Genomic DNA, 24,925 nt, shown 5'->3' on the forward strand with positions numbered 1-24,925 from the left:
GATCTGACCGGACATACGGTGGCAACGACTCTGTCCGTCAGCGCCCGCGAGTTTTGCGGTGAATTGGGGCGGCGATTTGACTGAAATGGGGCAGAGGCAAGAAATGCCATCTGCACCCAGCGGCTCCGGCCGGTTCCGGCTTGCTTTTCGGCTCGTGTCAGGCAAACTGTTATCGTTCTGTCACAACAGAAGGCCGGATTGCCGATGACCGATGAGCCGGATTTGCCGCGAGGCGAGGCGCGACATCAGCGCCAGACCACTTCTGAAGTGGTCGTCGATCTCTCGGAATACAAGAACGCCCGGAATGCTCCTCCCATCACCTTTCACCGCCGAGAACTCGACCAGATCCTGTGGGTCTACGGCCGCATGGTCGGCGAAGGCGAATGGCGCGACTACGCCATTGACCACCTGAAGGACCGCGCCGTCTTCTCCGTTTTCAAGCGCGCGGGCGAGATGCCTCTCTTCCGCATCGAAAAAAACCCGAAGCTGGCGGCCAAGCAAGGTGCCTTTAGCGTGCTCAACGTCCACGGCACGATTCTGAAGCGCGGGCACGAGCTCGGACAGGTCCTGAAGGTTTTCGACAAGGCGCTCAAGCTGGTCGAAACCTGAGACGCCACATCGGAACGATCGGAGAGTCAGGCCCACATGCCGGCTCTGGCTTCGCTGACATCTGCCCTCAGGCTTGATAAAGCGTATCCGGGTAGACGCCCTCGGGCGGATCGCTCGTCGCTCGATCGCCCAGCGCAAGCTGCATGATCGCGGTATCGAGCCACCGTCCATGCTTGAAGCCGGTCGCCTTCATCAGCCCATGATGTTCGAAACCCAATGATTGATGGACCGCGATCGATGCGGGATGGGCACCGCCGATGACCGCCACCATCTGGCGAAATCCAAGCGCCGTGCAGCGGCGAACAAGCTCGGCGAGCAGCATCCTTCCTGCCCCCTTCCCCCGTGCCGAAGGCGCCAGGTAGATCGAATCCTCGACCAGGAAGCGATAGGCCGTCCGCGTGCGGAAGGCCGAGGCATAGGCGTAGCCGATGATCATGCCCGCCGCGTCGATCGCGACGATGTAGGGATAACCATGGCCGACGATGGTGGAGAAGCGCGCTGCCATTTCCGCCTGCGACGGAGGCGCGACCTCATAGGTCGCCACGCCGTTCAGAACGGATTCGCGATAGATCTCGGCAATGGTGGGCAGATCGGAGACGGTGGCGTCGCGCAGGGTCAGGGACATGGAAGGATCTTGACGGTTGGATTTTTTCATTCAGTCACATGGATCGCACCCGTGGATCAAGCCCTTTTCCGGGCAACAAAAAAGGCGGCCGAAGCCGCCTTTTCCGTCAATCTCTTCAGGCTTAGTTGTTCCGGTTGCCCATGAACTGCAGCATGAACATGAACAGGTTGATGAAGTCGAGGTAGAGCGTCAGCGCGCCCATGATCGCCTTGCGGCCAGCAACGGTGCTGTCGTCGGCATCGTAGTACATTTCCTTGATCTTCTGCGTGTCGTAGGCGGTGAGGCCTGCGAAGATCAGCACGCCGATCACGGAGATTGCGAAGCCGAGTGCCGAAGAGCCGAGGAAGATGTTGACGATCGACGCGATGATGACGCCGAACAGACCCATGATCAGGAACGAGCCCATGCCGGACAGGTCCTTCTTCGTGGTGTAGCCGTAGAGCGACAGTGCACCAAACGAGGCGGCGGTCACGAAGAACGTCTGCACGATGCTCTGGCCGGTAAAGACCATGAAGATCGACGACAGCGAAACGCCCATCAGGGCCGCATAGACCCAGAACGTCATCTGCGCGGCAGAAACGCTCATGCTATTGATGCGGAAGCTCATGAAGAACACGAGACCCAGCGGAGCGAGCATGACGACCCATCTCAGGGGCGACGCATAGAGAAGTTGGGCGAATGCCGGATTGGAGACGGCAAGCGCGAATGTTCCGTAAGCTGCCAGGCCGGTGATCGCCAGGCCGAGGGCCATCAAGTTGTAGACCTTCAGCATGTAGGTGCGAAGGCCTTCGTCGATCACGGCACCCGCCTGAGCGCCGGCGGGCGACATTCGGGTTTGGTAGTTTCTCAGATCAGCCATTGTTTCCTCATTTAAGCCCCGGTTGAACTTACGGTGTCGGGCGGATGACCTGACCGATCGGCCATCATCCCATGCCCAGGCGCCGCTGCGGGGCTCCAGCATGCCTGTGGATAAATATGATGCCGAAAGCCCTTGCGTACAAGACCTTCAGACCCGTGATTCGGCACAGCCTGGGCGTTTATGGCCTTGTATGACAGGGATTTACGGTTAACTCCGTCCGCTCAGAGCTCCCGCAGGACCGGCGCCGCCTTCTGACCCAGCACACGCCAGGTGCCGGCAAGCCCGATGCCAACAGTCATCACCAGCGCAATGACGACCGTGGCAACCGCAACATCCGGCAGGAAACTCGACGGCAGCTTCATGATCCGGCTGACGACGTACCAGGCGGAGACGCCGCCCGCAAACAGCGCAAAGACCGCGGTTGCAAGGCCAAGGATGATGTATTCGTAGCTGAAGGCACGGATCAGCGTGGCGCGCGTGGCGCCCAGCGTCTTCAGCACCACCGCATCGTGGATGCGCGCCCGATTGCCGGCAGCAAGCGCGCCGGCCAGCACCAGGACGGAGGCGACGAGCGCGACGGCGGCGGCAGCACGGATCGCCGTTGCCAGCTGCCCGAGAAGCGCGTTCACAATGTCGAGAGCATCCTTTACCCGCACGCTGGTGATCGTCGGATAGGCGTTGGTCACGGCTTTCAGCACCGTCGCCTCCTCCTCCGGCGTCGCGCCGGGATCGATCACCGTTGCGAGCCACGCATGCGGAGCGCCGGCAAAGGTGTTGGGCGAGAATACCATCACGAAGTTGATCGACAGCGATTCCCATTCGACATTGCGGAAGTTGGCGATCTTGGCGGTGATGTTGCGGCCAAGCACGTTGACCGTCACCATGTCGCCGATCTTCAATCCGAGCTCGCGCGCCTCTTCCGCCGAAAACGACACCAGCGGCTCGCCGCTATGGTCGGGCGCCCACCAGCTGCCTTCTGCAAGCGTCGAATTCTCCGGCTTGTTCTTGGCATAGGTGATGCCGCGGTCGCCGCGCAGCACCCACTGGCCACTCGGCGGGACGTTGCGACTGTTCACGTCCTCGCCGTTGAAGGCGACGATACGGCCGCGCAGCATCGGCACTTCGATGACCTTGCCATCAGGCATCGATCCGTTGAGCAGCGCGCGGAACCCCTCGATTTCGCTTCCCTGGATATCGACGAAGAAGAAATTGGGCGCCCGCTCGGCCATGCTGCCAGTCAGTTCGCGCCGAAGATTGCCGTCGATCAACGCAAGCGTGACGAGAAGCGCAAGACCGAGGCCGAGCGACAGCACCACCGAAGGCGTGAGCGCGCCCGGTCGATGGATGTTGCCGATCGCCAGCCGTAACGACGGCGAGTTGACGCGCGGGCTACGGCGCGCAAGCCATGAGATCAGCAGCGAGACGAGACGCAGAACGATGAAGGCGAAGGCGATCGCGCCGAGGAACACGAGCGAGATGTAGCGGTCATAGGCGGTCCAGATGGCAAGTCCTGCAAGCGCGCCCAGGCAGGCGAACGCGCCGACCAGATAGGGCCATGCGGGAAAGCCCGAGGGGTCGAAGCCCTGCTGGCGAAAGAGCGCTGTCGCCGGGATGCCGCGTGCGCGGCCGAGCGGAAGGATGGCGAACGCAAGCGCCGTCAACACGCCGAACAGGGCGGCGATGCCGAGCGCACCGGGATAGAGCCTGAACTCCGTCGAAATCGGTAGCAGATCGGCAAGAAACTGTGCGGCGACGAAGGGAATGAGCGCACCGAGAACAAGCCCTATGGCGATGCCGATCAGAGCGATCAGGAGGATCTGCGACAGATAGATCATCGCCACCAGCGAGGCAGGCGCACCCAGGCACTTGAAGGTGGCTATGACGCTGCGCTTCTGGTCGAGATAGGCGCGCACGGCATTGGCGACACCAACGCCGCCGACGATCAGGGCCGTCAACCCGACAAGCGTCAGGAACTGCGAAAAACGGGTGATATTGGCGGTCAGCGACGGGGCCGCGTTGGAGCTGGTGCGGATCGACCAGCCGGCCGACGGAAAGCGCGTCTCGGCGTCGCCGCGGACCGCGTCGACCCGGGTCGGATCGCTCACCTTCACCTTGTAGCCGTGTTCGACAAGACTTCCCGTCTGCACGAGACCCGATGCGTTGAGCGTTTCATCCGAAACCATCAGGCGCGGTGCGAAGCCGAATCCGTCGGAGAGCGCATCCGGCTCGCGCACGATCTTGCCTGAAATCTTGATGCGGGCATTGCCCAGCAGGATTTCATCACCGACGGAAATGCCGAGGCGATCAAGCAACAGCGGTGCGGCCACCGCACCGAACACGTCGCCCTGCCGCGCCAGCAGACTGCCAAGCGGCTGATCCGGTTGGCTTTCCAGCTTGCCATAGAGCGGATAGGCTGCATCGACGGCTTTCAACTCGACGAGTGCCTGGTTCGATCCATCGGGCAAACGCGCCATGGAGCGAAGGCCCGCTGAAACCGAGACGGGTCCGAGCCCGTCGAGGAACGCGCGCTCCTCTGTCGTTGCCACCCGGTTGTTGAGCTCGAAGCGGATGTCGCCGGCAAGCAGCTCGCGCCCCTGGGACGCGATCGTCGCGGTGATCGATTGCGACAGCGAGTTGACGCCGGCGATCGCCGCCGTGCCAAGCGCGATGCAGGCGAGGAAGATATAGAACCCCTTGAGGCCGCCGCGCATTTCGCGCAACGCCAGCCGCAGGGCGAGCAGTGGGCGCAGTCGGATCGCGAGGGCCTCGCTCATGCGGATGCCGCTTCCTGGCGCTGCGTTTCGACGACCGGTTCGAACGCGCCACTGGAAATGATCTCGCCGGAGCGCACCCGCACCTGCCGCGAGCAACGGGCCGCGAGCGCTGCGTCATGGGTGACCAGCACCAGTGTCATGCCCCGGTCACGCTGTTCGGCGAAAAGCAGATCGGCGATCTGCCGGCCCGTCTCGTCATCGAGATTGCCGGTCGGCTCATCGGCGATCAGCAGCTTCGGCGACGGCGCGAGTGCACGGGCGATCGCCACGCGCTGCTGCTCGCCGCCGGAAAGCTGGCCGGGATAGTGGCTCAAGCGCTCGCCGAGGCCGACGGCCACAAGCTCCTTGCGCGCGATCTCGAAGGCGCCGGGAACATTGGCGAGTTCGAGCGGCACGGCAACGTTTTCGAGGGCTGTCATGTTGGGGATGAGGTGGAAGGATTGGAAGACGATGCCGATGTTGCGCCCGCGGAAGTCGGCGACCCTGTCCTCGTTCAGCCGGTGCAGCGGCGTGCCGTCGATAATGATTTCGCCGCGGTCCAGCCGTTCAAGGCCAGCCAGCACCATCAGCAGCGTCGACTTGCCCGAGCCGGAAGGCCCGACGATGCCGACGGACTCGCCGGCGTCGATTGTCAGGCTCATGCCTTTCAGCACATGCACCGAGGCCGCGGCTTCGCCGAGGGTGAGGTCGGCATTTTTGAGCTCGATGATGGTACTGGCCAAGCGAAACAATCCTATATGAAACGGAAAGGGAATAAGAAAACAGCACCCGCGATTTAGGAACAGACCCATGGCATTAAAAGGATTTCAACGGTTTTTCTTGGGGCTCGCAATGACAATTGCGTTATCGGCGGCAGCACGGGCCGAAACGATCAGCCTCGTCGGCTTCGGCGACAGCCTGATGGCGGGTTATCAGCTGCCTCCCGAGGATGCCTTCCCGGCCCGGCTTGAAAAGGCGTTGAAGCAAAAGGGCCTCGATGTCACGGTGGCGAACGCCGGCGTTTCTGGCGACACCAGCTCAGGCGGCCTTGCGCGCATCGACTGGTCGATACCCGACGGCACCAAGGGTGTCATCCTGGAGCTTGGCGCCAACGACGCGTTGCGCGGCATTCCGCCGGAAGAAACCCGCAAGAACATCGAGGCGATGATTTCACGATTGAAGGAGCGCGGCATCGCCGTGCTGCTCGCCGGCATGATGGCGCCGCCGAACATGGGTGCCGACTATGCCGCCCGGTTCAATCCGATCTATCCGGAACTCGCAGAGAAATACGGGCTGCAGCTCTACCCCTTCTTCCTCGACGGCGTTGTCACCGACGCAGCACTCAAGCTTGAGGACGGCATGCACCCGAACGGCAACGGCGTCGGCACGATGGTCGATAAGGCGCTGCCCGTGGTCGAACGTTTCATTGCAACATTGTCAAAGGCGGAGTGAACAAATCATCCACAGTTAAGAGAGTGTTAATATTCGCAAGCGTCAAATAGTAGTTGCCTGCAGACTCGATGCGTGATTCGCTGAGACATCTGCAAGAGATTCGGGGAGCTCGCCATGCCGAGACTATTCACCGCCCTCGAAATTCCGCGCAATGTTGCGATGAGTCTTTCATTGCTGCGCGGAGGTCTTCCCGGAGCTCGCTGGATCGATGTGGAGAACTACCACATCACCTTGCGCTTCATTGGTGACGTCGACTGGCGCACCGCAGACGAGATCATCGACAAGCTTGACCGGATCGAAAGACCGGAATTCCAGCTGCAACTGACCGGCACCGGCGCCTTCGGCTCGAAGAAGCCACACTCGGTCTGGGCTGGGGTCAGCAATCACCCGGAAATGTACGCGCTGCAGGCCGAAATCGAGCGCATCTGCCAGAGGCTGCGGCTGCCGGCCGACCCGCGCAAGTTCACGCCGCATGTCACGCTTGCAAGGCTGCGCTCCAGCCGCGTCGAGGATGTGGTCGAATATCTCTCCGGACGCGGCAACTTCATGGCCTCACCCTTCACCGTCTCACGTTTCGTGCTTTTGTCGTCGCGCGATTCCGTCGGCGGCGGCCCCTACCTCACCGAAGAGGTGTTTCCGCTTCACGAAGTCCGCTCTTCGAGCCTTTCCAGCAACGACGAGCATCCGGCCTCCAACATCTGGTAAAGGCGTTTGAACGCTTCGGGACCGTCATAATAGGGATCAGGAACGTCCTGGTCCCGCCCCGAAGCGTAGCTCAGAAACAGATCGATCCTGTCTTCAAGCCCCGCCGGCGCGAGCTGGCGAAGCGTCTTGACGTTCTCCCCATCCATGCCGAGGATCAGGTCGAACGCCGCAAAGTCGGCCTTTGAAACCTTGCGCCCGCGAAGGCCGGAAATGTCGATGCCGTGCCGGCGCGCCGCCTCGATCGACCGGCGGTCCGGTGGATCGCCGATATGCCACCCACCCGTACCGGCAGAATCGACAGAAATCTGTGACGCCAGACCCTTTTGCGCCGCGAGCTCGCGCAGCACGCCTTCAGCCAGAGGTGACCGGCAGATATTGCCGAGACAAACAAAAAGAATTCGGACCGGTTTCATGCTATCCATTTCAAGGAGATAAGAGGCCAGCCGACTTATACGCGGCGGCACAGCCTTGGAACAGACGCGGTGAAAGGGAGGAACGGATGAGGCCGGAGAAACTCGACGAGGCGGCAATCGCCGAGCATTTGCACAAGATGGAAGGGTGGGTGCGCGCCGAAGACGGCGCCTCCATCTGGAAAGCTTTTCGCTTCAAGAATTTCGTCGAGGCTTTCGGCTTCATGACGGAGATGGCGATCGTTGCCGAAAAGCTCGATCATCACCCGGAATGGTTCAACGTCTACAACCGCGTCGACGTGACGCTCACGACGCACGACGCCAGCGGCCTCACCGAACTGGACTTCAAGCTGGCTGCCAGAATGGACAAGGCTGCGGCCGGCCGCATGCCCGACCATTTGAAATAGATTTTGAAATGGATCTGGCACTTCCCATATTGTTGAGCGTTGCAACATCGGAAGCGAGGCGATGGACGACGTAAAGATTGGTGAAATTCTCCTGCCCGGCGAAGAATCCGAACAGGAGCGCAGGGAAAAGCGCGTCAAGCGACGCTTCTGGCCGACCTTTCGCCGCGCCGCCCGGCAGATACCGTTCAGCCGGGAACTCGTGGCTGCCTATTATTGCGCGATCGACCCGAAGACGCCGACGCGCACGCGCGGCATCCTGCTGGCGGCACTGGCCTATTTCGTGCTGCCGCTCGACTTCCTTCCCGATGTGCTCGCCGTCGTCGGATTTTCCGATGATGTCGCGGTTCTGACTGCCGCCTTTGCCGCCATCAGCGGGCAAATCAAGGAAGCCCACTACCTCAAGGCCGACGAGACGCTGGCCGACAATCCCGAGGAATGACCGCGGAAAATGCGGTCCGTCCGTGTGTCCGCCGTATTCCTGCCCAAAAGTCAAACTCTTGCCCAATTCTTTGTGGCATAGACATTTTGGAACGACACGCATCGAAACGTCTTGGTTGAGACGCGCGTTGTTTGGAATGGCATGGGGCAGGAAACGATCCGGAAGAGCTGTTCGAGGCGCCGAACACTCGACGCCGGAAGAGCGCTCCAAAAAATTGACGGACGGCAGATCTGCGGATGCTGGAGCGAAGGCGACAAATGCTTCGTTTCGGGGCTGAAACCAGCGGATTTTGGCCCTCGTTGACGGTTTGGTAACCTGAATTAAGTCACAACAATTGAAATCATGACTACGCGTCGCCCGTCTGACCTGTTTCGGGTGATCGAAAAGCAAGAAAAGCGGCAGGACCTCATGTTTGTAAGAAAGATCGCAACCGCAATCGCACTCGTTCTGGCAACCGCCAGCATGGCTGCCGCCCAGTCTCCGACGCGCATCCAGCAGTTCAACGCCTGGGGCGCCTATTCCTACAATTCCGGCGGCGGCAAGGTCTGCTATGTCCTGTCGGTTCCGAAGGAAAAGAGCCCGGCCGGCGTCGACCACGGCGACATCTTCTTCCTCGTTTCCCAGCGCCCCGGCCAGAACATCAGCTACGAGCCGCAGGCCATGATGGGCTACCCGCTGCAGGAGAACTCGAAGGTCAACGTCGTCATCGACGGCCGCACCTTCGTGATGTTCACCAAGGGCAACTCTGCCTGGGTCGAGAACGCCGCTGAAGAGCCGGCGCTCGTTGCCGCGATGAAGACCGGCAAGGCGATGTCGGTCAACGCCAAGTCGCGCAAGGGCACCACGACCACCTACGCCTATTCGCTGTCGGGCATCTCGGCTGCACTGAAGCAGATCGAAGCCTGCAAGTAGGCTCTCGCCACTTTGGCAGAACACAAGGCCGGCGCCTGACGCCGGCCTTTTTGCATTCAGGATTGACGCCTGCGCGTGACTCTTGAGCAAAACAATGCTACAGCCCCGGCAAATTAAGAGCCCCCGCGCCCTATTGGCCGCGCTTGAAGGCTCGACCGATTTCAATTCGAGCATCAGGACAATCTCCGGACCCTTCTCCGGACGGGCGTTTTCTGTACGACAGGACACCAGAGCATGGCAGCCACTGAAATCTTGAACCGGGTGGATACCGTCAAGGCACCGCAGGCGCGCATCGCACCGCAGGCCGAGAAGCCTTCGCTGATCGGGCTGTTGCGCGAGGACATGGCCAAGGCCCTGGTCGAAAAAGGTATTCCCGAGCGTCAGGTGAAGATGCGCGTCAGCCAGCTCTGGCACTGGCTCTACGTGCGCGGTGTTTCCGACTTCGACGAGATGCTGAACGTCTCGAAGGACATGCGCGAGATGCTGAAGCAGCATTTCACCATCGCCCGGCCGGAGATCGTCGAGGAGCAGACCTCGGGCGACGGCACCCGCAAGTGGCTGCTGCGCTTTCCCGCCCGCGGCGCCGGCCGCCCGGTCGAGATCGAAACGGTCTACATCCCCGAAGAGGGCCGCGGCACGCTCTGCATCTCCAGCCAGGTCGGCTGCACGCTCACCTGTTCCTTCTGTCACACCGGCACGCAGAAGCTGGTGCGCAACCTGACGGCCGAGGAAATCCTGGCGCAGCTGCTGCTCGCGCGCGACCGGCTCGGCGACTTCCCGGAGCGCGACACGCCCCAGGGCGCGATCGTGCCGGCGGAAGGCCGCAAGATCACCAACATCGTCATGATGGGCATGGGCGAGCCGCTCTACAATTTCGAGGAGGTCAAGACCGCCCTGTTGATCGCCTCCGACGGCGAGGGCCTGTCGCTCTCCAAGCGCCGCATCACGCTTTCGACCTCCGGCATCGTGCCCGAGATCTATAGGACCGGCGACGAGATCGGTGTCATGCTGGCGATCTCGCTGCATGCGGTGCGCGACGACCTGCGCGACATGCTAGTGCCGATCAACAAGAAATATCCGCTGAAGGAACTGATGGATGCCTGTCGCGCCTATCCGGGCCTGTCGAACGCGCGCCGCATCACCTTCGAATATGTGATGCTCAAGGACGTCAACGACAGCCTCGAGGACGCCAAGGAACTGGTGAAGCTCTTGAAGGGCGTGCCGGCGAAGATCAACCTCATTCCGTTCAACCCTTGGCCGGGCACCAACTACCAGTGTTCCGAGTGGGAGCAGATCGAGAAATTCGCCGATTTCATCAACCAGGCGGGCTACGCCTCGCCGATCCGCACGCCGCGCGGCCGCGACATCCTGGCCGCCTGCGGCCAGCTGAAGTCCGAATCCGAGCGCATGCGCAAGGTCGACCGGCTCGCCTTCGAAGCAATGATGATTGCCAATCACGGCGAGGACTGAGCCATCAGGTGGGTGCGGCGCGGTTTTCCGCCCGCATTTCACCTTTCACGACTCAAAGACGATCGCAACGCCCTCGGATTGTGTCGATCCGCACCATCTCAACCGCAGGCATGTCGTGATCGATGAAGAACTTTGATGGGTGATGCAGTTCCTATCGATTGATTTCATGTCACCGGTTTCCTAAGAAAGCGGGCAATCAATCTAGGAGGACACCCATGCGCTCACTTCTCGTCGCCCTTGCCGCCACGGTGGCATTTACCCTGCCCGCACGCGCCGATGAGGTGACCGTCGCCGTAACCGCGATCGTCGAACACCCGGCTCTCGATGCCGCACGCGACGGTGTGAAGGACGCGCTGGCCGCAGCCGGCTACAAGGAGGGCGAAAACCTCAAGTTCCTCTACGAGTCCGCCCAAGGCAACCCGGCGACCGCAGCACAGATCGCCCGCCAGTTCGCCGGTGAAGCGCCTAATGTCATCGTTCCGATCTCGACCCCGTCGGCCCAGGCCGTCGTTTCCTCGACGCGCGATATTCCGGTGGTCTTCACCGCCGTGTCCGACCCGATCGGCGCACAACTGGTCAAGGACATGGACAAGCCGGGCGGCAACGTCACCGGTCTTTCCGACATGTCGCCGGTCGCCGAGCACGTCGCGCTGATCAAGGAAATCCTGCCGAACGCCAAGTCGATCGGCTACCTCTACAACTCCGGCGAAGCCAACTCCGTGTCGCTTCTGGCAGTCTTGAAGACGGAAGCCGAAAAGGCCGGCCTGACCGTGGTCGAATCCGCGGCAACGAAGTCGGCCGAAGTCCAGGGTGCGGCCCGCGCACTCGTCGGCCGCGCCGACGTGATCTACGTTCCGACCGATAACACGATCATCTCCGCGCTCGAAGGTGCGATCGCCGTGGCTGAGGAAGCCAAGTTGCCGCTCCTCACCGCTGACACGGATTCGGTCGCGCGCGGCTCGCTCGCGGCTCTCGGCTTCAACTACTACGATGTCGGCAAGCAGACCGGCGAAATCGTCGTTCGCATCCTCAAGGGCGAAAACCCGGGTGATATCGCCGTCAAGGTTGCCGCCGGTTCCGACCTGGTGATCAACAAGAAGGCCGCTGAAAAGATGGGCGTCACCCTTCCGGAAAGTGTCGTCAAGCGCGCTACACGCGTTGTCGAATAAGGCTTTGAGCCTTTTCAGGTTCAAGTTTATTGCGTTTTGGCCGCCCTCGTTCCATACGAGGGCGGTTCGTTATTGGAGCACGGCGTTTCCCTCGGGGCACGCAAGATGCGCTCTGACAGTTTGAAGCTGCGCCGACGCCGGATCTCTGGACGTCATGGCCAACCGGAGACGCCGCGCTGATAGAACAAGCTTAAGGCGCGCGGCAAAAAAAGAGGGTCGGGGGTTTGAGTCAAATCGCTTTCTGGGGAGCCGTCGAACTGGGGCTGGTCTACGCCTTTGTCGCCGTCGGCGTCTTTCTCGCATTCCGGGTTCTCGACTTCCCTGACCTGACGGTCGACGGTTCGTTCCCGCTCGGCGCCGCGGTGACCGCGGTGCTGATCATCGCCGGCGTCAACCCGTGGATCGCGGCCTGTGTCGCCATGGTGGCGGGTGCCGCCGCCGGCATCGTCACGGCGATGCTCAACGTGCGCTTCAAGATCCTCAATCTGCTGGCCTCGATCCTGACGATGATCGCGCTGTTCTCGGTCAATCTGCGCGTGATGGGCAAACCCAACGTCGCGCTGATCAACGCCGACACCATGCTCTCGCCGTTCTTTGGCCTGGGGCTTCGTGATTTCTACGTTCGCCCGCTGTTCATCGGCATCCTGGTGCTCGTTGCCGTCATCGTCGTCTGGCGCTTCCTCGAAAGCGATGCGGGTCTTGCGATGCGGGCAACCGGCGCCAATGCGCGCATGGCCCGTGCGCAAGGGGTCGACACCAACCGGCAGATCTATCTCGGTATGGCGATCTCGAACGCGCTCGTTGCCTTCGGCGGCGCGCTCTTTGCCCAGACCAACGGCTTTGCCGACGTCACTTCCGGGGTCGGTACCATCGTCGTCGGCCTTGCAGCCGTCATTATCGGCGAGACGCTGCTCGGCGCCCGCGGCATCCTGATCGCGCTGATCGGCTGCGTGCTCGGCTCGATCCTCTATCGCATCGCCATCCAGCTGGCGCTGTCGACCGACATGCTCGGCTTGCAGGCCTCCGATCTCAATTTCGTGACCGCCGTGCTCGTCACCTTCGCCCTCATCCTTCCCCGACTTCGTCGCGGAGGTGCGGCATGATCAGCGTCAAGAACATCCAGGTCGTCTTCGGCAAGGGAACGCCGCTGCAGAAGCAGGCGCTGAACGGCGTCGACCTCACAATCGAGCAGGGCTCCTTCGTCACCGTCATCGGCTCCAATGGCGCCGGCAAATCGACGTTGCTCGGCGTTCTCGCCGGCGACGTGCTGCCGAGTGCGGGCCAGGTGACGATCGGCAAGACCGATGTGACCCGCAAGGGCACCGCCGCTCGCGCCGGCCTTGTCGCCCGCGTGTTTCAGGATCCGCTGACCGGTAGCTGCGGTGCGCTTTCGATCGAAGAGAACCTGGCGCTCGCCGCCAAGCGCGGCGAGAAGCGTGGCCTGATGGCAGCGCTCGGGCCGAAGCGCCGCGAACATTTCCGCGAGCGCATCGCCGAGCTTAATCTCGGCCTCGAAAACCGCATGGGCGACCGCATGGACCTGCTTTCGGGCGGCCAGCGCCAGGCGGTCTCGCTGGTCATGGCGACACTTGCCGGCTCCGAAGTGCTGCTGCTCGACGAACATACCGCCGCCCTTGATCCCGGGATGGCCGAGTTCGTTATGAACCTCACCCAGAAGATCGTTTCCGAGCGCAGGCTGACGACGATGATGGTTACCCACTCGATGCGCCAGGCGCTCGACTATGGCCATCGCACCGTCATGCTGCATGGCGGCGAGATCGTGCTCGACGTTGCCGGCGACAGCCGCAAGGAATTGCAGGTCGAGGACCTCATCGCCATGTTCCGCCGCATCCGCGGCCAGACGCTCGACGACGACGCGCTGCTCATCGGCTGACCCCGTCGCTTACGGGGCGATCAGAGCTTGCCCCTCATCTGCCTGCCGGCATCTTCTCCCCGTAAAGACGGGGAGAAGAGACAAGTGGCAATCTCTCAGCCGTTCTCCGGCAAACGGCGTGAAGTGCCATCTACCGTTTCACACGTCTCCCCATGCTGCTCCGGCGATCGCCGTTGCCGCCGAACGATGCAGCACGTGCTCTTCTCCCCACATGCGGGGAGAAGATGCCGGCAGGCAGATGAGGGGCGAAACCCTCCGAAGACGCCCTATCGCGCCGTCGTCATGAAGATCTTCACCGCAAAGACAGGGAAGACGCCGGCAAAACTGTAGTCGAGCGCCCGCATGAACCCCTTGTTGCGCTGCAGCCAGGAGGACAGCCAGTCGGCGGTAAATACCACCAGCATGTTTACAGGCATGCCGATGACGATGAACATCGCGCCGAGGAACAGAAGCTTGCCCGTCACCGATGCATCGTTGGCGCTGACGAACTGCGGCAGGAAAGTCATGAAAAAGATGATGACCTTGGGGTTGAGCAGGTTTACCCAGAAGCCCGACGAGACGTTGGAAAGAGCCGTACCGCCGGAACCTTCGACGGTCTTGACCGAAAGCGTCGATCCGTGGCGGATCGCCTGAACCGCAAGCCAGAGCAGATAGGCGGCACCTCCGGTCTTCAGCACCATGAACGCAGCAGGCGAGGCCGTGATCAGCGCCGAGATGCCGAAGGCGACCAGTAGGGTGTGAACGACGATGCCGAAGCTCGTCCCGAGCACCACGAATAGGGCGGCCTTCTTGCCTTGCGACAGCGCGCGGCTGATCGAAAGCGTCATGTCCGGCCCCGGCGTTGCCGCAAGCAGCAGCGTGGCGGCAGCAAAGCCGAACAGCGTGGGCAGGCTGGGAAGGAAGTCCATGTGCGCGATTCCTGGAACACTCGGTGACCTCGTCTATTCCGGAGCGTCGGCTTTTGCCAGCGGATTTGGGTGTCGCAGCGTTCTTCCGCTTGTATCCAGGCGTGTTCCGGATAAAGTGCCGCAGAATTTCCAAGGCGGCACGCCGCCCTCTTCCAAGACCAGACGGACGGAAACCATGGCATCGCATAAAGACGTGAAAAAGGTCGTTCTCGCCTATTCGGGCGGTCTCGACACCTCGATCATCCTGAAGTGGCTGCAGACCGAACTCGGCGCCGAAGTTGTGACGTTTACGGCAGACCTCGGCCAGGGCGAAGAACTGGAGCCGGCGCGCAAGAAGGCCGAGATGCTCGGCATCAAGGAAATCTACATCGAGGATGTGCGCGAAGAGTTCGTGCGCGATTTCGTCTTCCCGATGTTTCGCGCCAACGCCGTCTATGAGGGCGTCTACCTGCTCGGCACCTCCATCGCGCGTCCGCTGATTTCCAAACACCTGATCGACATCGCCAAGAAGACCGGCGCTGACGCGATCGCCCACGGCGCCACCGGCAAGGGCAACGACCAGGTTCGCTTCGAGCTGTCGGCATACGCGCTCAACCCCGACATCAAGATCATCGCTCCATGGCGCGACTGGTCGTTCAAGAGCCGCACCGACCTGCTCGAATTCGCCGAGAAGCACCAGATCCCGGTCGCCAAGGACAAGAAGGGCGAGGCTCCCTTCTCTGTCGACGCCAACCTCTTGCACTCCTCCTCCGAGGGCAAGGTTCTGGAAGATCCGTCGCAGGAAGCCCCGGAATACGTGCACATGCGCACGATCTCGCCGGAAGCGGCTCCCGACAAGGCAACCGTCATCAAGGTCGGTTTCGAGCGCGGCGACGCCGTCTCGATCAACGGCGTGCGCCTTTCGCCGGCAAACCTGCTGGCAAAGCTCAACGACTACGGCCGCGACAATGGCATCGGCCGGCTCGACCTCGTCGAAAACCGCTTCGTCGGCATGAAGTCGCGCGGCGTCTACGAGACCCCCGGCGGCACCATCCTGCTGTCGGCACACCGCGCGATCGAATCGATCACGCTCGACCGTGGCGCCGCCCACCTCAAGGACGAGCTGATGCCGCGCTACGCCGAGCTGATCTATTACGGCTTCTGGTTCTCGCCGGAGCGCGAGATGCTGCAGGCGGCGATCGACAGGAGCCAGGAGCATGTCGAAGGCGAAGTGACGCTGAAGCTCTACAAGGGCAATGTCATGGTCACCGGCCGCGAAAGCCCGAAGTCGCTCTATTCCGACAAGCTGGTCACCTTCGAAGACGACCAGGGCGCCTACGACCAGAAGGATGCTGCCGGCTTCATCAAGCTGAATGCGCTGCGCCTGCGCACGCTGGCTGCACGCAACCGTTAAAAGCGGCAAGCACCTGACAAGAAAAAGCCTCCGCGACCCGGGTCGCGGAGGCTTTTTCGTTTCGTCTTATTCAGCCGCTTCCGGCAGGGGCTGCGTGCCATCGACTGGCGCCGCCAATGGCGTCAGGCGAACGGTGCGGCGATACCAGAGATAGCTGAACACGCAGAGAAGGCCGAAGCTCGGAATGATCGTGCCGAGCGCCAGCACCGGCACGCCGACAACGGCCGCCAAGGCGCCGCCGAGAAGGCCGGCGCCCATCTGGATGAAGCCCATCATCGCCGACGCCGTACCGGCGATATGCGGGAAAGGCGCCATGGCCGCCGTCATCATGTAGGGCATGACGAAGGCGATGCCGAAGGCGTAGACGCCGACCGGCGCCATCACCGCCAGGAAGCTCGGTTCGAGCGCGTGCATGGTGTAGGCGAGCGCCACACTGCCGAGCGCGATGAAACAAAGACCGACCGGCACCAGCGCCTGCGGCGTGAACCGCCGCATTAACAGCCGCACCGTGACCGTGCCCGAGAAGAAGAAACCGGATTGCATCAGCATGCCGACGCCGAATTCGGTCGGCGTCAGCCCGACCGTGCCGATCAGGACGAAGGGCAGCATCGTCGCTTGGGCGTAGAGCGCGCCGACGGCGCCGGCAATCACCAGGGTCGAGGAGACGAAGCGGGTATCTGTCAGAAGCTCGCGATAGGCGGCAAGGATCGGCCGCAGATGGCCCTTGGCCGGATCGGGCGTCGCGGTTTCGGCCATGAAGAACTGCACGCAAACGCAGGCCATCAGCGCAAAGCCGACCATCAGGAAGAAGATAGACTGCCAGCCGAAGAGGCCAAGCGCCAGGCCGCCGAGCGTCGGCGACACCGCCGGCCCGATGGCCAGCATCATGCCGATCATGTTCATGATCCGCGCCGCCTGAAGGCCGGTGAACTGGTCGCGCACGATGGCGCGCGCAACCGTCATGCCGACGGAGGCGCCGATGCCCTGCACCAGGCGCCCGGCGAGCAGGACCGCGACCGATGGGGCAAAGGCTGCCATCAGGCTGCCGGCGAGGTAGATGGTCATGAAGATCAGCGTCGTGCGCCGGCGGCCGATGACGTCGGAGAGCGTGCCCGAAACCAGCTGTGCGAAGGCGAAGCCTGCGAAGTAGAGCGACAGCGTCATCTTGATCGCCGCCTCGCTGGAGGAGAAGGCGCGGACCAGTTCGGGCATTGCCGGTGTATAGAGCGCCATGGAAACGGGGCCGAGCGCGACAAGGAAGGCGCCGATGATGCTGGTGCGCCGTTCGCTCATGCGGCGCGTCATGGCTTTGCACCCTTCTCCTTGCCGGCGACGCACGGATCGAGGCCGCGCAAATTTTCGCGCAGGATACGCAGGTTGGCGCAGAGCATGTCGCGCGTCGCCTCGTCGAGCCCTTCCGTATAGGCATTCATCATCTCGCGCAGCCCCGCCATCAGCTCGGCGAGCAGCGGATCGGCCTTGTCGGTGATGACGACGTTCTTGGCGCGGCGGTCGGCCGGGTCGGGCAGACGGGCAACCAGCTCCATCGCCTCCAGCCGGTCGAGATAGGCCGACAGCGTCATCGGCTCGATGCCCATGCGCGTGGCGATTTCCGCCTGCTTGATGCCCTCGGTCAGCGCCACCTGGATCAGCGTGCGCGCTTCACCGGGCGTGATGCCGAGATCCATGGCGTTGACCTTGCGATCAAAAGCGCCACGCAGAAGGCGGGAGACATCGGTCAGCAACATGCCGATGGTTTCGGATTCGAGTTTTGTCGGCATCAGGATCGTTCACGAGAGATATAATAAGTTTTCCTTATCATACCCCTTGCCAACTTTCAACGCGGGAGCGGCGAGGCTCAGCCCTCGAGCTCCTCGCGCAGCATCTCCAGTTCCAGCCATTCCTCTTCCATGCGGGCGAGATCGCCGCGAAGCTTTTCCAGCTCCTTCGCCAGTTTCGCAAACGTATTCGGGTCCTTGGCAAAGAGGTTGGGGTCGGCCATCCGCTCCTCGCGCTTGGCTGCCTCCGCCTCCGCCTTGGCGATTTCCTTCGGCAGGTTTTCGAGTGCAAACTTCTGCTTGTAGGAGAGCTTGCCCTTGGCCTTCGGTGCCTCGGCTGCGGGGGCAGCGGCATCGGCCACCTTGGCCTTTTCCGCCTTCTCCGTCTTGCGCCGCTCTTCGATCGCGCCCTTGCGCTGCGCCATCATGTCGGTGTAGCCGCCGGCATATTCGATCCAGCGGCCGTCAGGCGCTTCGGGATTGGCCGGCGCGATGGTCGAGCTCACGGTGCGGTCGAGGAAGTCGCGGTCGTGGCTGACGAGGATGACGGTTCCGGCAAAGCCGGCGACGACCTCCTGAAGCAAGTCCAGCGTCTCGATGTCGAGATCGTTGGTCGGCTCGTCGAGGATCAGCAGGTTGGTGGCGCGGGCGAGAATGCGTGCCAGCATCAGCCGGGCGCGCTCACCGCCCGACAGTTCGCGGATCGGGGTGCGCGCCTGCTCCGGCTGGAACAGGAAGTCCTTCATGTAGCCGGTGACATGGCGCTGCTCGCCGTTGACAATCAGGCTCTCGCCCCGGCCGTCGGTCAGGTAGTGGGCCAGCGTATCGTCGAGGTTGAGATCCTCGCGCTTCTGGAGGAGCGTCGCCATCTCAAGATTGGTGCCGAGTTTCACCGTGCCGGTATCCGGCTCGATCTGCCCGGTCAGCATCTTCAAAAGCGTCGTCTTGCCGGCACCGTTCGGGCCGACAAGGCCGATCCGGTCGCCACGGTGCACGCGAATGGAAAACGGCGCAACGATCGTCCGCTCGCCGTAAGCCTTGGTGATCTTCTCCGCCTCGATCACCAGCTTGCCCGATTCCTTGGCGTCGGAAGCCGCCGCCTGAACGGAGCCCTGCGGCCCCTTGTGGCCGCGATGGCGCGAGCGCATGTCCTGCAATTCGCCGAGACGACGCATGTTGCGCTTGCGCCGGGCGGTAACGCCGTAGCGCAGCCAATGCTCCTCGCGCTCGATCGCCTTGCCGAGCTTGTGCTGCTCCAGCTCTTCCGCCTCCAGCACCTCGTCGCGCCAGGCCTCGAAATGGCCGAAGCCGCGGTCGAGCCGGCGGGATTGGCCGCGATCGAGCCAGACCGTCGCGTTCGAGACCTTTTCGAGGAAGCGCCGGTCGTGCGAGATCAGCACCAGGGCCGAACGGCTGCGGGTCAGCTCGTCTTCGAGCCATTCGATCGTCGGCAGATCGAGATGGTTGGTCGGCTCGTCGAGCAGCAGGATATCCGGCTCCGGCGCCATCACCCGGGCAAGCGCTGCGCGGCGCGCCTCGCCGCCGGAAAGGCGTGCCGGGTCTTCTTCGCCGGTCAGACCCAGGTGCTGCAGTAGGTAAGCGACGCGATACGGGTCGTCGCTTGGGCCAAGGCCCGACTCGGCATAGGCCTGCACCGTGTCGTAGCCTTCGAAATCCGGTGCCTGGGGCAGGTAGCGAACGGTCGAGGACGGATGGCGGAAGACCTCGCCCGATTGCGCTTCGGCAAGACCGGCGGCGATCTTCATCAGCGTCGATTTGCCGGAACCGTTGCGCCCGACAAGGCAGATGCGATCCCCCGGCTCCACCTGCAGGTTGGCGCCGGCCAGAAGCGGCGTGCCACCGAAGGTCAGGAAGATATCGTCGAGTTTCAGAATGGGAGGCGCCAAGGCTCAGGCTCCGGAAAGGTCATAGGGGCGGGCGAGAACGATCGCCCGGCCGGTGTCGAGGGAAATGCGAAGGGGACCCTCCGCGACATTGGAAACGGTGCGCGAAGACCCGAACGGCAACGTGAAATCGGTGAGCGGATAACGCGCGTTGACGATCGTAAGCCCGATGAGATCGGTCAGTCCGAGGATCGAGAATAGGCTGCCCTTCGGCAGATCGATTTCGATCTCGCCTGCAAGCAGCGGATAGGCCTCCTCCTCACCCGAGGTCATGAACACCGGCAACCCACGTTCGGCCAGCGAAGCAGCCTGAAGCAGGTGCAGGAAGGCATGGTCGCTGCGTGATCCTCCGAGCGCGCCGGCAAAGATCAAGGCTTCGGCGCCACGCGACAGCGCCGCCTCGACAGCGATTTCGCCATCGGTCGCAGCCTTGGCGGCGGGATAGGGCTCGCGCGGGACATCGGCAAATTCCGCGAGCAGCGCCTCCTCGGTCGAATCGAAATCGCCCACCCAGACGTCGGGGGTCACGGATAGCACCCGCGCATGCCGCATGCCGCCATCGGCCGCAACGAAGCGGCTGCCTGCGAGCTGGCGCGCAAGGCGATCGGTCGGGGTCAGTGCACCGCCGAGCAGAATGGTGAAGGTGGATCGGGCCATGGCAAAGCCCATAGCGCAAAGGCACGGGCAAGGAAAAGCAAGAAAACCGAACAAGGGCGCGATCCGGCGATTTTGCGTCCTCGTTGTCAGTGATCTTCGGGCAAGGTATCGGGAAACAGCATCTCCGCATAGATCCCGGGGTTGGAATCGGGGATCTCGATGGCGCCGACCGTGCGTCGGTAGAATTCGGCCGGGCCGACGCCGCCGATGATGGCGTAACCGTAGCCTGCGTCACGCATCGCCGTCAGGCTCACGCGCAAGAGCGCCTCGCCGATCCCCGTCCGCGCATGGCCTCGTCGACGCCCGTCGGCCCGAAGAAACCGAGCGCTGTGACATCGTGGCAGGCAAAGCCGACGATCCGGTCCTCGAACACCGCGATGTGCATGCACGTCGGCGTCGATCTGAAGGCCGCCTCCGCCTCGCCCGCCCAGCCGGAGCCAAATGTCTGCTCGATCCAGGGAACAACAAGCTTCGTTCGGGTGCCATTGCGCGGTGAATGCCGATACCGTCAGCAAGCGGTGATCTCGCTTGTGCCGGCAGTGCATAAAGGCGAACGAGCATGTCAGTCATCGCAGGCTCCTTCGGCGTCTGCAAACTCTGCCGACGATTTTACCCCATGCGCCGCGGCGCGAAAATGCGGGGCGGGCGCTTTTGCCGTCCTCAAACTTCGCTTGCCATCAAACCGGCTCGGCGGTAAATCTCTACCCGCTCTAACGGGGTGCCTTCCGACCGCATGGCGGCCGAAGGCTGAGAGGCGTTGAACGCCAACCCGCGGAACCTGATCCGGCTCATACCGGCGGAGGGATTAGACGCGATCGGATCGATACGCCCTTTTCCCATGCAACATCATTTTTAGGGAGAGGTGCCTGCCATGTCCAATTCATCGCAACTCAAGGTTCTTAGCCGGCTAGCGCTTGCCGCGACGGCAGGACTTGTCTTCGCGGCCAATGCCGTTGCTGCCGACAAGACGCTGACCGTCTACACCTATGAAAGCTTCATCACCGAATGGGGGCCGGGTGCCAAGGTCGCCGAAGCTTTCGAGAAGACCTGCGAATGCAAGGTCACCTATGTCGGCGTCGCCGATGGCGTCGAGCTTCTGACCCGCCTCAAGCTCGAAGGCGCGGCCTCCAAGGCCGACATCGTGCTCGGCCTCGATACAAACCTCGTCGCCGAGGCCAAGGCCACCGGCTTCTTCGCGCCGCACGGCATCGAGCCTGCCCACGTCAAGGTACCCGGCGACTTCACCGACGACACCTTCCTTCCCTATGACTACGGCCATTTCGCCGTCGTCTACGACACCCAGACCTTGAAGACGCCGCCGAAGAGCCTGAAGGAACTGGTCGAAGGCGACGCCTCTCAGAAGATCGTCATCGAGGATCCGCGCACCTCGACGCCGGGCCTCGGTCTGCTTCTCTGGGTCAAGGCCGTCTATGGCGACGAAGCCGGCGCCGCCTGGGCCAAGCTCAAGGACAGGGTACTGACCGTAACGCCGGGCTGGTCGGAAGCCTATGGCCTCTTCACCAAGGGCGAAGCGCCGATGGTGCTTTCCTACACCACGTCGCCCGCCTACCACATGGTGGCGGAAAACACCGACCGCTACCAGGCGGCCGAATTCTCGGAAGGTCACTACATCCAGATCGAAGTTGCCGGCATGACCAAGAGCGCCAAGGAGCCGGAGCTTGCCAAGCAGTTTCTCGCCTTCATGACCGGCCCGGAGTTCCAGTCGATCATTCCGACGACCAACTGGATGATGCCGGTCGCGGCGACCAAGGAGCCGCTGCCGGAGGCTTTTAGCAAGCTGGTCAATCCGGAGAAGACTTTCCTGCTGCCGTCGGAAGAGGTGGCGGCGAACCGCAAGGCCTGGATCGACGAATGGCTGGCCGCCATTAGCAAGAACTGAGGCGCATTTGTTCGCGCCTGCCGAAAATCGCATCACGATGACCGCCGGGACTTTAAGTCTCGGCGGTATCCTGCTGTTTGTCGGCCTGGCGATTGCAGCCCTTTTGCTCCAGAGCGGTGACTTCGGCAACAGCGTGCTGTTCGATGCCTATATCTGGCGGGTAACGCGCTTCACCTTGCTGCAGGCGAGCCTTTCGACGCTGCTTTCCGTTGTTCTTGCCATCCCGATCGCACGGGCGCTTGCGCGCCGGCCGAGCTTTCCCGGCCGCGTCTGGGTTCTGCGGGTGATGGCCCTGCCGCTCGGCCTGCCCGTGCTTGTCGGCGCGCTCGGGCTGATCGAGATCTGGGGCCGGCAGGGCGCGCTCAACACCGCCCTCGCCGGCCTCGGGCTGCAGCAGCCGATCAGCATCTACGGCCTTTTCGGCATCCTGCTCGCCCACGTCTTCTTCAACATGCCGCTTATCGCACGTCTCTTTCTCGCCGGGCTCGAGCGCATCCCTTCGGAATACTGGAGAACCGCCGCCAATCTCGGCATGCCGCCAGCCGCACTCTTCCGCTTTGTCGAGTGGCCGGTCCTTCGGGGATTGCTGCCAGGTGCTGCCGGCCTCGTCTTCATGCTCTGCGCCACCAGCTTCACGCTGGTGCTGACGCTCGGCGGCGGGCCTGCCGCCAGCACCATCGAGGTCGCGATCTACCAGGCGCTGCGCTTCGATTTCGACCCGCCGCGGGCGATCGCCCTGTCCGCCCTACAGATCGTCATGACCGGAGCCCTGCTCCTGGCTCTAACGCGTGTCGCGACCGAACCTGCACAAAGCGCAACCGCGGGCAAAATCTCCAGACGCTATGATGCAGGAACCGGCCTCTCCCGGACGTCCGACGCCGGCTGGATCCTGTTCTCGCTGCTCTTCATCGGCGCACCGCTGATCGCCGTCGTCGGTTCCGGCCTGCGTGCGGATCTGGTGAAGCTTGCCGGCGACCCGACCGTGCATCGTGCTCTCGTCACCAGCATTGTCATCGCCGTCCTCTCGGCATTCTTTTGCGTCACCATGGCCGCCGCGATGATCCGCGCCGCCGGCATCGTCGTGGCGCGTCGCCACGCCCCGACCTTGGCCAGGGCATTTGCGGGCACTGTCACCGCCAGCACGTCGCTGGTGCTGCTGGTGCCGCCGGTCGTGCTCGGTGCGGGATGGTTTCTGCTCCTGCGCCCCTTCGGCGATGTCGCCCGTTTCGCCCCCGCCATCGTCGTCGCCATCAACGCATTGATGGCGCTGCCGTTCGTGCACCGGATCCTGGCACCGGCGATGGCAACACATGCCGCACGCACCGACCGACTGACAGCAAGCCTCGGCATCCGCGGCTTCCATCGCCTGCGATGGATCGACTTGCCGCCGCTCCGGAAACCGTTGCTGATGGCGTTCTCCTTCGCCATGGCGCTGTCGCTCGGCGACCTTGGTGCAGTGGCGCTGTTCGGTTCGCAGGACATGGTCACGCTTCCATGGCTGCTCTACAGCCGGATGGGCAGCTATCGCACCGCGGATGCAGCCGGTCTGGCGCTCTTCCTCGGCCTCATCTGCCTGATCTTCACCATGCTCGGCACGGCCGGCGACAGGCGAGTGCCGGAAGGACGAAACGCATGAATTCCCAGGCGGCGGTAGAACTTGTTGGCGTCGACGTTCGTTACGACACCACCGCACTGCACTTCGATTGCGCCATTCAGCCAGGTGGCATCGTCGCAGTTGCCGGGGCCTCCGGGTCGGGAAAGTCGACCCTCTTTCATGTCATCGCCGGTTTCGAGGAGCCGGACCGGGGCGAGGTTCGCATTCTCGGCAAGACGATGTCGGGACAGGCGCCGGCAGAACGACCCGTCTCCGTGATCTTTCAGGACAACAACCTGTTTGCACATCTCGACGTCGCGACCAATGTCGGCTTCGGCATCAGCCCCTCGCTTCGCCTGTCGGTCGCTGATCGCGCACGGATAGACGATGCCCTCGGCCGCGTCGGGCTCGACAGCTTCGGCAAGCGCCTGCCGCCGACGCTGTCCGGCGGCGAACGACAGCGTGTGGCGTTGGCGCGCGCCTTGGTGCGACATCGCCCGCTGCTGCTGCTGGATGAGCCTTTTGCCGCTCTCGATCCCGGCATGAGGGCCGGTATGCGGGCACTGCTGCAGGACCTGCATGATCAGGAAAACAACACGATCCTGATGATCACGCACCATCCCGATGACGTGAGGGCGCTGGCCGATAGCGTGCTTTTTCTGGACCAGGGGCGTATCATCGCCCATGACCCGGTCGAGCGCTTTCTCGAACGGCGCGATATGGCGTCCATCAACCGCTTTCTCGGCAACGCGTGATGCGACGTGGAATCTTGGAGCATTTCCAGGAAAAGTGCGAAGCGGTTTTCCGTCAGGAAATGCGTGGAAACAGGCAGATAGAGCGTTTCCGCGACGTCGTCTAAACCGGAAATGCTCTAGCGCGCGTGGTACTCCGCCACAATTTGACCGCCGCGCCATGCGACGCGCGGATTGTCCGGCCGGAGCGTCACGAATATTCGCGTATCCGTTGCCGTGATACCACGGGGCAACTATTTCTACCGGGGTAAACTAGGCAGGTGGCGCTGAAATCAGATACAGCAAGACCAGGGCTGGAATACTCTTGCCGGATCGGACGTATCCGGCTGAAAAAG

Annotated in this window: 24 protein-coding genes, 1 pseudogene and 1 riboswitch; of the genes and pseudogenes, 14 read left to right on the forward strand and 11 right to left on the reverse strand. The window is 62.7% G+C overall.

From position 1 onward, the window contains the following. The first annotated feature begins 204 nt into the window (after positions 1-204). Complete coding sequence (locus ASD00_RS30230; RefSeq protein ID WP_038576579.1) at positions 205-609, forward strand: DUF2794 domain-containing protein; 405 nt, start codon at positions 205-207, stop codon at positions 607-609. Between the two features lie 67 nt (positions 610-676). Here the strand turns inward: ASD00_RS30230 and ASD00_RS30235 are convergent, their stop codons facing one another. From ASD00_RS30235 to ASD00_RS30250, 4 genes are all read right to left on the reverse strand, one after another. Beyond that, positions 677-1,234, reverse strand: a complete 558-nt coding sequence (locus tag ASD00_RS30235) for a GNAT family N-acetyltransferase (protein WP_025425191.1) — start codon at positions 1,232-1,234, stop codon at positions 677-679. A 121-nt stretch (positions 1,235-1,355) separates the two neighbouring features. Further along, positions 1,356-2,093, reverse strand: coding sequence for a Bax inhibitor-1/YccA family protein (locus tag ASD00_RS30240; protein ID WP_025425192.1), 738 nt, complete (start codon positions 2,091-2,093; stop codon positions 1,356-1,358). Positions 2,094-2,314: 221 nt separating this feature from the next. Continuing rightward, complete coding sequence (locus tag ASD00_RS30245) at positions 2,315-4,867, reverse strand: ABC transporter permease (RefSeq protein ID WP_025425193.1); 2,553 nt, start codon at positions 4,865-4,867, stop codon at positions 2,315-2,317. Beyond that, complete coding sequence (locus tag ASD00_RS30250) at positions 4,864-5,589, reverse strand: ABC transporter ATP-binding protein (RefSeq protein ID WP_025425194.1); 726 nt, start codon at positions 5,587-5,589, stop codon at positions 4,864-4,866. Before ASD00_RS30250 ends, ASD00_RS30245 begins: the two co-directional genes overlap by 4 nt. A gap of 67 nt (positions 5,590-5,656) precedes the next feature. Here ASD00_RS30250 and ASD00_RS30255 point away from each other — a divergent pair, with 67 nt between their 5' ends. Then, positions 5,657-6,298, forward strand: coding sequence for an arylesterase (locus ASD00_RS30255; RefSeq protein ID WP_025425195.1), 642 nt, complete (start codon positions 5,657-5,659; stop codon positions 6,296-6,298). Positions 6,299-6,412: 114 nt separating this feature from the next. After that, positions 6,413-7,003, forward strand: coding sequence for an RNA 2',3'-cyclic phosphodiesterase (gene thpR / locus ASD00_RS30260; RefSeq protein ID WP_025425196.1), 591 nt, complete (start codon positions 6,413-6,415; stop codon positions 7,001-7,003). Here the strand turns inward: thpR and ASD00_RS30265 are convergent. After that, positions 6,940-7,416: a low molecular weight protein-tyrosine-phosphatase gene (locus ASD00_RS30265; protein WP_025425197.1), complete on the reverse strand. Its 477-nt coding sequence runs from the start codon at positions 7,414-7,416 to the stop codon at positions 6,940-6,942. The genes thpR and ASD00_RS30265 overlap by 64 nt on opposite strands. Positions 7,417-7,502: 86 nt before the next feature. Between ASD00_RS30265 and ASD00_RS30270 the strand changes: the two genes are divergently transcribed. The 7 genes from ASD00_RS30270 (at position 7,503) to ASD00_RS30300 (ending at position 13,704) form a co-directional block, all read left to right on the forward strand. Next, the gene (locus tag ASD00_RS30270) at positions 7,503-7,820 is read left to right on the forward strand and encodes a 4a-hydroxytetrahydrobiopterin dehydratase (protein ID WP_025425198.1); all 318 of its coding nucleotides are present in this window, start codon (positions 7,503-7,505) and stop codon (positions 7,818-7,820) included. Positions 7,821-7,881: 61 nt separating this feature from the next. Further along, entirely contained in the window at positions 7,882-8,259 is a 378-nt protein-coding gene (locus tag ASD00_RS30275) for a YkvA family protein (protein ID WP_025425199.1), read from the forward strand. Positions 8,260-8,667: 408 nt separating this feature from the next. Then, complete coding sequence (locus tag ASD00_RS30280) at positions 8,668-9,171, forward strand: invasion associated locus B family protein (RefSeq protein WP_025425200.1); 504 nt, start codon at positions 8,668-8,670, stop codon at positions 9,169-9,171. Positions 9,172-9,405: 234 nt separating this feature from the next. Beyond that, positions 9,406-10,641 carry a 23S rRNA (adenine(2503)-C(2))-methyltransferase RlmN gene (gene rlmN, locus ASD00_RS30285; protein WP_025425201.1) on the forward strand — a complete coding sequence of 412 codons (1,236 nt, stop codon included), beginning with the start codon at positions 9,406-9,408 and terminating at the stop codon, positions 10,639-10,641. 215 nt (positions 10,642-10,856) lie between these two features. Further along, the gene (locus ASD00_RS30290; protein ID WP_025425202.1) at positions 10,857-11,810 is read left to right on the forward strand and encodes an ABC transporter substrate-binding protein; all 954 of its coding nucleotides are present in this window, start codon (positions 10,857-10,859) and stop codon (positions 11,808-11,810) included. Between the two features lie 224 nt (positions 11,811-12,034). Then, positions 12,035-12,913, forward strand: a complete 879-nt coding sequence (locus tag ASD00_RS30295; protein WP_025425203.1) for an ABC transporter permease — start codon at positions 12,035-12,037, stop codon at positions 12,911-12,913. Beyond that, complete coding sequence (locus tag ASD00_RS30300; RefSeq protein WP_025425204.1) at positions 12,910-13,704, forward strand: ABC transporter ATP-binding protein; 795 nt, start codon at positions 12,910-12,912, stop codon at positions 13,702-13,704. The genes ASD00_RS30295 and ASD00_RS30300 overlap by 4 nt, the downstream gene beginning before the upstream one ends. A gap of 266 nt (positions 13,705-13,970) precedes the next feature. Here the strand turns inward: ASD00_RS30300 and ASD00_RS30305 are convergent, their stop codons facing one another. Next, on the reverse strand, positions 13,971-14,612 hold the full coding sequence (locus ASD00_RS30305; RefSeq protein WP_025425205.1) for a LysE family translocator: 642 nt from the start codon (positions 14,610-14,612) through the stop codon (positions 13,971-13,973). A gap of 175 nt (positions 14,613-14,787) precedes the next feature. Here ASD00_RS30305 and ASD00_RS30310 point away from each other — a divergent pair, with 175 nt between their 5' ends. Beyond that, a complete protein-coding gene (locus ASD00_RS30310) occupies positions 14,788-16,005 on the forward strand; it encodes an argininosuccinate synthase (RefSeq protein WP_025425206.1) in 1,218 nt (405 codons plus the stop codon). A 66-nt stretch (positions 16,006-16,071) separates the two neighbouring features. Here ASD00_RS30310 and ASD00_RS30315 read toward each other — a convergent pair whose 3' ends face one another. From ASD00_RS30315 to ASD00_RS30335, 5 genes and pseudogenes are all read right to left on the reverse strand, one after another. After that, positions 16,072-17,310, reverse strand: coding sequence for a multidrug effflux MFS transporter (locus tag ASD00_RS30315; RefSeq protein ID WP_025425207.1), 1,239 nt, complete (start codon positions 17,308-17,310; stop codon positions 16,072-16,074). Next, complete coding sequence (locus ASD00_RS30320) at positions 17,307-17,786, reverse strand: MarR family transcriptional regulator (protein WP_025425208.1); 480 nt, start codon at positions 17,784-17,786, stop codon at positions 17,307-17,309. Before ASD00_RS30320 ends, ASD00_RS30315 begins: the two co-directional genes overlap by 4 nt. Positions 17,787-17,863: 77 nt before the next feature. Beyond that, positions 17,864-19,690 (reverse strand): ABC-F family ATP-binding cassette domain-containing protein, encoded by a 1,827-nt coding sequence (locus ASD00_RS30325; RefSeq protein WP_057210870.1) that lies wholly within the window; start codon positions 19,688-19,690, stop codon positions 17,864-17,866. Between the two features lie 3 nt (positions 19,691-19,693). Further along, the gene (locus ASD00_RS30330; RefSeq protein WP_025425210.1) at positions 19,694-20,344 is read right to left on the reverse strand and encodes a thiamine diphosphokinase; all 651 of its coding nucleotides are present in this window, start codon (positions 20,342-20,344) and stop codon (positions 19,694-19,696) included. 86 nt (positions 20,345-20,430) lie between these two features. Further along, positions 20,431-20,914 (reverse strand): annotated as a pseudogene (locus ASD00_RS30335) (GNAT family N-acetyltransferase). Between the two features lie 134 nt (positions 20,915-21,048). Continuing rightward, a riboswitch (TPP riboswitch) is annotated at positions 21,049-21,166 on the forward strand. A 49-nt stretch (positions 21,167-21,215) separates the two neighbouring features. Between ASD00_RS30335 and thiB the strand changes: the two are divergent. From thiB to ASD00_RS30350, 3 genes are read left to right on the forward strand one after another with little or no spacing between them, the layout of a single operon-like run. Continuing rightward, a complete protein-coding gene (thiB, locus tag ASD00_RS30340) occupies positions 21,216-22,244 on the forward strand; it encodes a thiamine ABC transporter substrate binding subunit (RefSeq protein WP_057210872.1) in 1,029 nt (342 codons plus the stop codon). Positions 22,245-22,275: 31 nt separating this feature from the next. Further along, positions 22,276-23,880, forward strand: a complete 1,605-nt coding sequence (thiP, locus tag ASD00_RS30345; RefSeq protein ID WP_025425212.1) for a thiamine/thiamine pyrophosphate ABC transporter permease ThiP — start codon at positions 22,276-22,278, stop codon at positions 23,878-23,880. Beyond that, positions 23,877-24,593 carry an ATP-binding cassette domain-containing protein gene (locus tag ASD00_RS30350; RefSeq protein ID WP_025425213.1) on the forward strand — a complete coding sequence of 239 codons (717 nt, stop codon included), beginning with the start codon at positions 23,877-23,879 and terminating at the stop codon, positions 24,591-24,593. Before thiP ends, ASD00_RS30350 begins: the two co-directional genes overlap by 4 nt. The last annotated feature ends 332 nt before the right edge of the window (positions 24,594-24,925 follow it).

The sequence above is a fragment of the Ensifer sp. Root31 genome (genome assembly GCF_001424825.1).
In the GTDB taxonomy this organism is placed as follows: Bacteria; Pseudomonadota; Alphaproteobacteria; order Rhizobiales; family Rhizobiaceae; genus Ensifer; species Ensifer canadensis.

Excerpts from the sequence above, each read along its gene's own strand:
- ASD00_RS30235 (WP_025425191.1), bottom strand. The coding sequence starts at position 1,234 with ATGTCCCTGACCCTGCGCGACGCCACCGTCTCCGATCTGCCCACCATT.
- ASD00_RS30255 (WP_025425195.1), top strand. The coding sequence starts at position 5,657 with ATGGCATTAAAAGGATTTCAACGGTTTTTCTTGGGGCTCGCAATGACA.
- rlmN (WP_025425201.1), top strand. The coding sequence starts at position 9,406 with ATGGCAGCCACTGAAATCTTGAACCGGGTGGATACCGTCAAGGCACCG.
- ASD00_RS30350 (WP_025425213.1), top strand. The coding sequence starts at position 23,877 with ATGAATTCCCAGGCGGCGGTAGAACTTGTTGGCGTCGACGTTCGTTAC.
- ASD00_RS30275 (WP_025425199.1), top strand. The coding sequence starts at position 7,882 with ATGGACGACGTAAAGATTGGTGAAATTCTCCTGCCCGGCGAAGAATCC.
- ASD00_RS30230 (WP_038576579.1), top strand. The coding sequence starts at position 205 with ATGACCGATGAGCCGGATTTGCCGCGAGGCGAGGCGCGACATCAGCGC.
- ASD00_RS30240 (WP_025425192.1), bottom strand. The coding sequence starts at position 2,093 with ATGGCTGATCTGAGAAACTACCAAACCCGAATGTCGCCCGCCGGCGCT.
- thiB (WP_057210872.1), top strand. The coding sequence starts at position 21,216 with ATGTCCAATTCATCGCAACTCAAGGTTCTTAGCCGGCTAGCGCTTGCC.
- thpR (WP_025425196.1), top strand. The coding sequence starts at position 6,413 with ATGCCGAGACTATTCACCGCCCTCGAAATTCCGCGCAATGTTGCGATG.
- ASD00_RS30265 (WP_025425197.1), bottom strand. The coding sequence starts at position 7,416 with ATGAAACCGGTCCGAATTCTTTTTGTTTGTCTCGGCAATATCTGCCGG.
- ASD00_RS30245 (WP_025425193.1), bottom strand. The coding sequence starts at position 4,867 with ATGAGCGAGGCCCTCGCGATCCGACTGCGCCCACTGCTCGCCCTGCGG.
- ASD00_RS30305 (WP_025425205.1), bottom strand. The coding sequence starts at position 14,612 with ATGGACTTCCTTCCCAGCCTGCCCACGCTGTTCGGCTTTGCTGCCGCC.
- ASD00_RS30315 (WP_025425207.1), bottom strand. The coding sequence starts at position 17,310 with ATGACGCGCCGCATGAGCGAACGGCGCACCAGCATCATCGGCGCCTTC.
- ASD00_RS30310 (WP_025425206.1), top strand. The coding sequence starts at position 14,788 with ATGGCATCGCATAAAGACGTGAAAAAGGTCGTTCTCGCCTATTCGGGC.
- ASD00_RS30280 (WP_025425200.1), top strand. The coding sequence starts at position 8,668 with ATGTTTGTAAGAAAGATCGCAACCGCAATCGCACTCGTTCTGGCAACC.
- ASD00_RS30270 (WP_025425198.1), top strand. The coding sequence starts at position 7,503 with ATGAGGCCGGAGAAACTCGACGAGGCGGCAATCGCCGAGCATTTGCAC.
- ASD00_RS30300 (WP_025425204.1), top strand. The coding sequence starts at position 12,910 with ATGATCAGCGTCAAGAACATCCAGGTCGTCTTCGGCAAGGGAACGCCG.
- ASD00_RS30290 (WP_025425202.1), top strand. The coding sequence starts at position 10,857 with ATGCGCTCACTTCTCGTCGCCCTTGCCGCCACGGTGGCATTTACCCTG.
- ASD00_RS30320 (WP_025425208.1), bottom strand. The coding sequence starts at position 17,786 with ATGCCGACAAAACTCGAATCCGAAACCATCGGCATGTTGCTGACCGAT.
- ASD00_RS30330 (WP_025425210.1), bottom strand. The coding sequence starts at position 20,344 with ATGGCCCGATCCACCTTCACCATTCTGCTCGGCGGTGCACTGACCCCG.